The organism is Candidatus Nitrotoga sp. 1052, assembly GCF_927312905.1.
Classification (GTDB): domain Bacteria; phylum Pseudomonadota; class Gammaproteobacteria; order Burkholderiales; family Gallionellaceae; genus Nitrotoga.
Genome location: NZ_CAKMHQ010000098.1, coordinates 1 through 8,798, shown reverse-complemented (window position 1 = coordinate 8,798; position 8,798 = coordinate 1). Strand labels below are relative to the sequence as shown.

Annotated in this window: 9 protein-coding genes and 1 tRNA gene; 9 read left to right on the top strand and 1 reads right to left on the bottom strand. The window is 46.0% G+C overall.

What is annotated here, in order from left to right; all coding sequences use genetic code 11:
- Positions 1-57 precede the first annotated feature (57 nt).
- The gene (locus MJ768_RS15030; RefSeq protein WP_239292877.1) at positions 58-480 is read right to left on the bottom strand and encodes an OsmC family protein; all 423 of its coding nucleotides are present in this window, start codon (positions 478-480) and stop codon (positions 58-60) included.
- Positions 481-771: 291 nt separating this feature from the next.
- Here MJ768_RS15030 and rpsU point away from each other — a divergent pair, with 291 nt between their 5' ends.
- From rpsU to MJ768_RS14985, 9 genes are all read left to right on the top strand, one after another.
- Positions 772-984, top strand: coding sequence for a 30S ribosomal protein S21 (gene rpsU, locus MJ768_RS15025; protein WP_173053394.1), 213 nt, complete (start codon positions 772-774; stop codon positions 982-984).
- Between the two features lie 69 nt (positions 985-1,053).
- Complete coding sequence (locus MJ768_RS15020; RefSeq protein WP_239292875.1) at positions 1,054-1,500, top strand: GatB/YqeY domain-containing protein; 447 nt, start codon at positions 1,054-1,056, stop codon at positions 1,498-1,500.
- Between the two features lie 217 nt (positions 1,501-1,717).
- On the top strand, positions 1,718-3,454 hold the full coding sequence (gene dnaG / locus MJ768_RS15015) for a DNA primase (RefSeq protein WP_239292873.1): 1,737 nt from the start codon (positions 1,718-1,720) through the stop codon (positions 3,452-3,454).
- 127 nt (positions 3,455-3,581) lie between these two features.
- Positions 3,582-5,513 (top strand): RNA polymerase sigma factor RpoD, encoded by a 1,932-nt coding sequence (rpoD, locus tag MJ768_RS15010; RefSeq protein WP_239292871.1) that lies wholly within the window; start codon positions 3,582-3,584, stop codon positions 5,511-5,513.
- Between the two features lie 40 nt (positions 5,514-5,553).
- Positions 5,554-5,630, top strand: a tRNA-Ile gene (locus MJ768_RS15005).
- Between the two features lie 599 nt (positions 5,631-6,229).
- Complete coding sequence (locus MJ768_RS15000) at positions 6,230-6,934, top strand: PEP-CTERM sorting domain-containing protein (RefSeq protein ID WP_239292879.1); 705 nt, start codon at positions 6,230-6,232, stop codon at positions 6,932-6,934.
- A gap of 102 nt (positions 6,935-7,036) precedes the next feature.
- The gene (locus MJ768_RS14995; RefSeq protein ID WP_239292869.1) at positions 7,037-7,909 is read left to right on the top strand and encodes a hypothetical protein; all 873 of its coding nucleotides are present in this window, start codon (positions 7,037-7,039) and stop codon (positions 7,907-7,909) included.
- A gap of 383 nt (positions 7,910-8,292) precedes the next feature.
- Positions 8,293-8,487, top strand: coding sequence for a hypothetical protein (locus tag MJ768_RS14990; RefSeq protein WP_239292868.1), 195 nt, complete (start codon positions 8,293-8,295; stop codon positions 8,485-8,487).
- A 5-nt stretch (positions 8,488-8,492) separates the two neighbouring features.
- Positions 8,493-8,759, top strand: coding sequence for a hypothetical protein (locus tag MJ768_RS14985; protein WP_239292867.1), 267 nt, complete (start codon positions 8,493-8,495; stop codon positions 8,757-8,759).
- Positions 8,760-8,798: the final 39 nt, after the last annotated feature.

Here is an 8,798-nt window from a genome sequence, read left to right as displayed (position 1 = left end):
TCACAGGATTCGACCAACCAGTTGTTTCTGTTCGATTAACGTTGGGACACTAGTGGCTTAAGATATTTCCTGAATTACCTCAAAATCGTGCGTAATGTCCGCCATTTTGCTTAGCATGATGGAGGCAGAGCAGTATTTTTCAGCAGAAAGCTGGATGGCACGCTCGACTTGCTCCAGCTTGAGATCTTTGCCGGTCACGATAAAATGAAAATGGATTTTGGTAAATACCTTTGGGTCTTCTACAGCCCGTTCGGCTTCTATTTTCACCACACAATTGGTCACTTGCTGACGGCTTTTCTTGAGGATGTGAATAACGTCGTAAGTGGTGCAGCCACCCGTGCCAAGAAGCACCAGTTCCATTGGACGTGGCCCAAGATTACGGCCGCCGCCTTCGGGAGGACCATCCATCATGATGGCATGGCCGCTTTCGGTTTCGCCTAAGAAGGAAACCTGCTCTACCCATTTGATACTTGCTTTCATATTGCCGTTACCTTTTTATAAATTTTCAGTTAATGTAATTATTTTGAAGGGCAGAAATAACGGGCATTTTTAGAGTGCCCTTTAATAAATGCGTAATATTTTAACCGATACCATAGCAGTCCTCTGCATGATATAAAACTGGTAGCATAAACCTTCGCTGGAAGACAACAGACCAGGGGAAGCTCAGGCGTTCGCAATATATTAAAAAAGAACTTCTAAATTCAGGTTGTGGAAGAGGGCAGTATTTTGGTAGAATCGCGCCCTTAATTTTTGTTGAAGGGTAGTTTGTTTATGACGACTGTGCGTGTTAAGGAAAATGAACCATTTGAAGTGGCAATGCGCCGTTTCAAGCGATCAGTGGAAAAGACTGGTTTGCTAACTGAATTGCGCGCTCGCGAATTCTATGAGAAACCTACTGCGGAACGTAAACGCAAGCTAGCTGCTGCCGTGAAACGGCATTACAAGCGCCTGCGCAGCCAAGTGCTGCCGCCCAAGCTATATTAACCTCAACTGTTAGCGACTACGCGTTGATGCGGAGCCTGCCGTTAAATTTCCCGCGAGATTGAACTCAGCATGAATCTGACGCAGCAAATCAGAGAAGACATGAAGACGGCCATGCGCGCTAAGGATTCGGTGCGCCTCGGTGCTATCCGCCTGTTGCTGGCCGCAATCAAGCAACGCGAGGTAGATGAACGTATCGAGTTATCAGATGCCGACGTAATTGCAGTCATCAATAAAATGATCAAGCAACGGCGCGATTCAATTATCCAGTTCGAAGCGGCAGCTCGGCAAGAGTTGGCCGACATTGAGAAATTTGAAATCAGCGTATTGCAGGCATATATGCCGCAGCCAATGACTGAAGCCGAAGTGGAAGTTGCAGTCAACGATGCCATTGTCAGTAGTGGTGTTCAGAGTGCCCAAGAAATGGGCAAGGTGATTGCGTTGCTCAAGACGAAACTGGCGGGTCGAGCAGACATGAGCAAAGTTTCAGCGCTGGTGAAGGCGCGGTTGTCTCAGTAACACCGTAATATTGTGCATTGCTTAAATTAAGCAATGCGAATACATGTTGAATTCGCACCATAAAGTCGTAGTCCACCACTTAATCACATAGTCATTTTCGCGTTCATGGATAATGATAGCTGCAGTGAATATGAATCTGTCTCGAATTACGTAAAATCAGTAATCAATTACTCCTCGGTGTACATGCCACATTGGTAAAACGAGAGGCGGAGCCAGGATGATTCCAAAAAATTTCATTCATGATTTGCTCAACCGTCTCGACATTGTGGATGTAATCGAGCGTTATGTTCCGCTTAAAAAAGCAGGCGCTAATTATATTGCCTGCTGCCCTTTCCACAACGAAAAATCTCCTTCTTTTACCGTCAGTCAAAGCAAGCAGTTTTATCACTGCTTTGGTTGCGGCGCGCATGGCACGGCTATAGGGTTTGTTATGGAGCACGGTGGGTTGGGTTTTGTTGATGCCGTGGAAGAATTGGCGCGCAGTGCTGGCGTGACGGTGCCACGCGAAGCCCCTATGCCGGAACAAGCGCAACAGCATAAAGTTACACCTGATTTGTACGAAGTAATGCAGTCTGCAACACGCTATTATCGCGACCAGCTCAAGCAGTCGTCACCCGCCATCGACTATCTCAAGCGGCGCGGCTTAAGTGGCGAAATAGCGTTACGTTTTGGCATCGGCTATGCGCCGGAGGGCTGGCAAAATTTGGGAAGTGTCTTTGCAAACTATCAGGACAGTAGCCTCTTGGAGACTGGTCTTGTAATAGAAAATGAGGATGGCAAGCGGTACGACCGTTTTCGCGACCGCATCATGTTTCCCATTGTGAATACGCGCGGGCAGGTGATCGGCTTTGGTGGGCGAGTGCTGGACTCGGGCGATCCCAAGTATCTGAACTCGCCGGAGACCGTGCTATTCGAAAAAGGACGCGAGTTATACGGCCTGTTCCAGGCGCTGAAAGCAATACGTACCAAACGACAGGTTTTGGTAGTAGAAGGCTATATGGATGTGGTAGCACTTGCCCAGCATGGCATTGAATATGCTGTCGCCACATTGGGAACGGCGACTACACCCTACCATGTGCAAAAGATGCTGCGCTTGACCGATAAAGTGATGTTCTGTTTTGATGGTGATGCAGCTGGGCAGCGTGCAGCGTGGCGCGCAATGGAAAATGCACTACCACAACTGGTAGATGGTAAGCATATCGGCTTCCTGTTCCTGCCTTCGCGACATGATCCTGATAGCTTTGTGCGGGAGTATGGAACAGCGGCATTTGAGCAGCTACTGCAAGAGGCTTTGCCGCTGTCCAGTTATGTTTTGCGTGAATTATCCGCGCAAGTAGACCTGCATACCCAGGAAGGGCGCACTGCCTTGTTGCAGCGTGCCAAGCCTTTGCTAACAGTTATTTCTGCGCCCACTACTGCGCTGTTGCTGCGTAAGGAAGTGGCGACGCTGGCGGGGATTACCCAAGCGGAATTGGAAGCGCTGTATGCGATCAAACCGATAGGTGCCTCGCCACGTCGCGCGCTGCAAAAAGCGGCGCGCCCTGTAGTATCAAACTTGCGTGTGTTACTGCGCTGTTTATTATTTCAGCCCGATCTGGCGCGAGAGTTACCAGAGAATTGGATGGCCGTAGGGGCGGAAGCGGCAGCTATTACTGCGCTGACCGAGTGGTCGCGCACGCAAGAAGGAGCAGTAAGCAGTGCAGCCATGATCCAGAATTTTCAAGGCACAGTGCATGAATCATTATTAGCGGCAGAGCAAGCTGAAATTATGCAATGGGGTGAAACTTTTAATGTGGTCGCAGAGTTTCAAGATGTATTAACCAAATTACGCAATGAACAGCGCAAACAGCAATTGCAGGCTTTACATGTAAAAATGCATGGCACAGGGATGAAGGGCTTAGACGAACACGAACGATCGCTCTATTTGCAACTATTACAACGCGGTGAACTCTAATCAAGGCAATGCAAAATTGGTGTGCGGAAAGTTTTTGCAAAGTCGGGTATAATCTGCACCCTTTTCAAAAGCATTGTGTTAACTCGCAATGTGTTAACTCATTTAATTAAATGGGAATCCACCGAATATGGCAACTCAGCAAGACAAGAAAACATCTATTTCAGCCAAACAGGCATCGATTGGCAAGCAAATTGCTGACCCTGTAGAACTGTTGCAGGATATTGAGGCGCGGCGCACGCGCCTGAAGGCTTTGATCATCCTGGGCAAGGAGCGCGGTTATCTGACTTTCGGCGAAATTAACGATCATCTGCCAGAAATGTTGGAAGCCGAGCAGATCGAAGGCGTTGTCAGCATGATCAACGACATGGGCATCACCGTGTGCGATGATGCTCCCGATGCTGAAAATCAGATCATGTCGGATGCGCCACCCGTGGTGGCCGACGAAGACGCGGTGGAAGCTGCTGAGGCAGCGCTTTCTACAGTAGACTCGGAATTTGGCCGTACCACTGACCCAGTGCGCATGTATATGCGCGAAATGGGAACAGTGGGCTTACTCACGCGCGAAGATGAAATTGTCATTGCCAAACGCATTGAGGAAGGCCTGAAGCATATGATTCAGGCGATTTCTGCCTGTCCAACCACCATTGCCGAAATTCTAACGTTAGTCGATAAAGTCACACGCGAGGAATTGCGTATTGACGAAATTGTCGATGGCTTCATTGAGCCTGAGGATGAAACCGTAATCGTTGAAGAGGAGCTTAGCGATGAAGCCATCGAGGATGACGAAGAAGACGTAGAAGGCGACGAAGAAGATACCGAGGCTATTGCCGCAGCCAATCTTGCCAAACTCAAGATTGATGCGCTGGAGCGTTTCGCAATCATACGCGATCTCTTTATCAAGATCGGCAAAGCTTACGAGAAGCATGGTTATCGCAGCGCACAGTACAACAAGCTGCAGGAGCAGATTTCCAACGAGCTTACCCAATTCCGGTTTTCTGCCAAGCAGGTAGATTCACTTTGCGACACCATGCGCCATTTGGTGGAAGAAGTGCGCAGCCATGAGCGTATCATTCAAGAGCTATGCGTTACCAAGTCGCGCATGCCGCGTCCACATTTTATCTCGACCTTTCCAGGCAACGAAGAGAGGCTGGACTGGGTCGCGCGCGAAGTGGCTGCCAAAAAACCTTACAGCGAAACACTGTCACGTTTCCAGGCCGCCATCGTCGAGCAACAACAGAAGCTGCTTGATTTGCAGCAGCGTGTGGGTATTCCCATTCGTGATCTGAAAGAAATCAACAAGCAAATGACCAACGGCGAAGCCAAAGCACGTCGCGCCAAGCGCGACATGATTGAAGCTAACCTGCGTCTCGTGATTTCCATCGCCAAAAAGTACACCAACCGTGGCTTGCAGTTTCTCGATCTGATTCAGGAAGGCAACATCGGACTAATGAAAGCGGTGGATAAATTCGAATATCGCCGTGGTTACAAGTTTTCGACGTATGCCACATGGTGGATACGCCAAGCCATTACGCGTTCCATCGCAGATCAGGCTCGCACCATACGTATCCCGGTGCACATGATTGAAACCATCAATAAGATGAATCGCATTTCGCGCCAAATTTTGCAAGAAACCGGGCTGGAAGCGGATGCTGCAACTATGGCGCTAAAGATGGAAATGCCCGAAGACAAGATCCGTAAGATCTTGAAGATTGCCAAGGAACCGATTTCCATGGAAACCCCAGTAGGCGACGATGACGATTCGCATCTGGGCGATTTTATTGAGGATTCCAATACTTTGGCACCCATTGAGGCAGCGGTATACGACAGCTTGCGCAATGTCACCAAAGACATTCTCGATTCGCTCACACCGCGTGAAGCCAAGGTGCTACGCATGCGCTTTGGTATAGAAATGAATACTGACCACACCCTTGAGGAGGTAGGTAAACAATTCGACGTGACACGCGAACGTATCCGCCAGATCGAGGCCAAGGCATTGCGCAAGCTCCGTCATCCGTCTCGTTCAGACAAGCTGAAAAGCTTCCTCGACGGCGAGAGTTAATTATAATGAACGCACTTTGGAAAGTGCTTCAAACAGTATTGGGTCGTTAGCTCAGTTGGTTAGAGCAGAGGACTCATAATCCTTTGGTCCGGGGTTCAAGTCCCTGACGACCCACCATATAGAACAAGGCTTGCAGCGATGCAGGCCTTTTTTATGTTCCAGCATTTTGTAATATGTAACCATTTTGTAACCGCGTTTGCTCAATAGTGCGGTTTCAGCTTGAAATATTTTGCTCAATTACACCAAGATTGCTTGACGTTTGAAGGGCGCTCATCATCCAGTTCCAAAAAGAACTCACTCCCTCAAATTCCGCAATATCACAACCCCACCGTACCCCCATCCCCCCAAGTTCTTGGCTGCACCTGCTTTGCCTATACAGTAAGTTTTAGTCAAAAGGTCAGTGATTTTTTATTTTTTAAAAATTTTGGCTGCTAAAGAAATTTTCTATGGTTACGCGCTGCACTTTATCTCAATATTTGTAAGTTCATGATGCGGTGAATCACCGATGTAAGTGAGGAGAAATCCATTCATGTGTTAATTAGCGTCGAAGCTTTTCCAGTACACAGTGCTTATTTTCCATTTTCAATCTAAGGGGGCAAATTAACCGCTAGGATTTTAGCTGTCTCTCTTATACTTACATGTGGCCTTATACTACATGCGGCTGTTATGCTCATTGAATCGATATTCAAAATAATACGGAGTGGCGCGACGTGAATATGCACTTTTTTGGGATTTTGTTAAGGGGTCTGAATGCTTGTTTGTTTTCGATAGCTCTTATGCAGCCCTCGCAGGCCGCGCTTATTGACGTTCCAAACAACTCAAGTGCTTGTTGCATTGGTGAGTACAGTCCGACTACACACGTTACAAGCTATTGGGCGCAGACCTTTATTGTGCCTGCGGCGAAAGTTGGAGACCTCAAGCTATTGATTTTGAACAACGAGCAATTCCCTGGTTCTGTTTTCGATTTTCATTTGCTGGTCACTGAGACCGATTCATCGCATTCAGCATTTCAGCCAACCTCCATTTTGTACGAAAGTTCTACAATATCGGTAAGCGATCGTTTCCCAACTGAATTTACTTTTGATTTGTCTGAGCTAACCTTTGTTCAAGGGATCAAGTATGCCTTTGTTATCGATACATATGCCACAAGAAATGGGTTTGTCGATATTGGGCAATTTTATGTCAACACCATTCCAAGTGCTTATGTCGGGGGTGAGCTATATACCCTGTTTGCAACAGAACAAGGCCGAAAAGCCGATTTTAATGCCACATGGATGCCAACTAGTTTGGATATGTCGTTTTCGTTGGAAGCAAGTAAGTTGATCTCCGCCGTCCCCGAACCTGAAACCAACGTATTGATACTGGCAGGCTTAGGCTTGATGGGTGTAATGACTCGTCGCCGCAAGGCCATGCAAGCCTGATTATGATGGGGATGCTGAATTTACATTGAGGTGCGCAAACTCATATGTACGATATCATTGTAGGCTGGCAATACTTCTAACAACAATCAAAAAGGAGCTACATTGCAAAAGCATCAGTTGATTTTTTGTCTCATGACGGCTATCCCAAGTCTAACTTTTGCCCAAGGGTCGTTGGAAAATCCTGTTGCAGGAGGCACAGAATCCGGCATTGGAGTTATTTCAGGATGGCATTGCACAGCGAGTAATATTACCGCAACAATTGATGGGGCAAGCCTTGGCAAGGCAGGTAGCGGGACGAGTCGGGGCGACACTACAAGCATCTGTGGGCGGTCTGACACGGGATTTTCTTTGCTGTTTAACTACAACGATCTTACTCCCGGTAGCCATACCATAAGCGTATATGCTGACGGACAGATAATTGAAACCCGGCAATTCAATACAGTTCAGTCCGGTGGGTCTGCATTTGCTACTGGCATTTCCAAGACAGCAACAGTCTCTGACTTTCCTTCCGCTGGCAGGACGGCAACATTGCAATGGAGTCAGGCTAAACAGAACTTTGCTGTTACAGGAGTTACAGGCAGCGGTCACGCTGTCAATTTGTCTGGACTGGAAGGGGCATACAGTCAAAACGTAAGCACATCCATTTCAGGGAGCAGTTGCGCGAGCTCTAGCAAAAATTACATTGCTAATTTTAATATTACTACGAGTGGAAATACGTTCACCCTTCAATCTACTGATAATGGGGTTTCTTGCAACTTTAATTTAACATATGCTTCAGGTGATTGCTTAGGCTTTACCCCGGGACTCAATTTCTGTGATGGACTGAATTTTAATGGTTCCAGTATTTGTACCTCTGGGCCTTCAGTAAGACTTACATTTACAGGCGTCAAAAAGGACTATGATACTAATCACTTGACTGGTACTCTCAACCAATTTATTGAGGGCTGTACTGGAACGATTCAGTTTCTTAAGTGAGTATTGCAGTTAATTATAAAAGTAAATATTAAAGCTCATTCAGTATGTACCGTATTATATCTATGGAGCTATATACTAGCCTACAAATGACATAAGTTTATTTATAGCTTTACTAGCAGACTGTCGGACTTCGAGTTTTGAAACAGCGTAACATATTGTTTTTTATGTATAAATTAATTTGATTAAATAATGGGCGCATCAATTTAATCAATGAGTTACAAGAGAAGTCCGACAGGCTCCTAGGCCTTGACCAAGGTAGCAGCGGCAAGATACACTGGTATAGTGATACTTGACACATAAAATATTATGTGTTAGCAATCTATCCATTGTGACACTAGATGTGACAACTTAAAAATTTAAATTAAAACCTAGGAGATTTAAAAATGGCAAATATTTTTTCAGCGGCAGAAAAAGAGATTTTTTCTCGAGCACTGCAAGATAAATTTCAGAAGGCTGGATTGTCTGAGATGCTGGAGCAAAAGTACGAAACAACAAATAACCATTTAGATGAAGAATTTTTAAATAGAATGGCAAGCGGTTATCATTTAATAAAAGACAATGCTCTCCAAGGAATATAAATTTAATGACTTTGTATGTAGATCATTGGGTCAAGGCATTAGATTATTTTGGTGACATAATAAAATATTTGGCTTCTGATACCGATGCCAAACCGCCAGAGGAAGTAGATAAAATAATTAAAGAATATCGCGAAACCATTATACAAGATCACGAACAAATATTTAGCAAGGCTGCGTCAGAATTAAAATTCTATATGAATTTTTACGACGTGAGAGCCATAAACGGCGCCCCAGACGAATTAAAAATTTTTTATTTCTTAGGGAAACGCTGAATAATTCACCGCACAGCAGAGTCCGGTGCGTAGTTTCCG

Bases quoted from the DNA above. Each gene is read 5' to 3' on its own strand.
- MJ768_RS15020 (WP_239292875.1), top strand. From the start codon at position 1,054: ATGAATCTGACGCAGCAAATCAGAGAAGACATGAAGACGGCCATGCGC.
- MJ768_RS14990 (WP_239292868.1), top strand. From the start codon at position 8,293: ATGGCAAATATTTTTTCAGCGGCAGAAAAAGAGATTTTTTCTCGAGCA.
- MJ768_RS14985 (WP_239292867.1), top strand. From the start codon at position 8,493: ATGACTTTGTATGTAGATCATTGGGTCAAGGCATTAGATTATTTTGGT.
- rpsU (WP_173053394.1), top strand. From the start codon at position 772: ATGACGACTGTGCGTGTTAAGGAAAATGAACCATTTGAAGTGGCAATG.
- MJ768_RS15000 (WP_239292879.1), top strand. From the start codon at position 6,230: ATGCACTTTTTTGGGATTTTGTTAAGGGGTCTGAATGCTTGTTTGTTT.
- rpoD (WP_239292871.1), top strand. From the start codon at position 3,582: ATGGCAACTCAGCAAGACAAGAAAACATCTATTTCAGCCAAACAGGCA.
- MJ768_RS15030 (WP_239292877.1), bottom strand. From the start codon at position 480: ATGAAAGCAAGTATCAAATGGGTAGAGCAGGTTTCCTTCTTAGGCGAA.
- dnaG (WP_239292873.1), top strand. From the start codon at position 1,718: ATGATTCCAAAAAATTTCATTCATGATTTGCTCAACCGTCTCGACATT.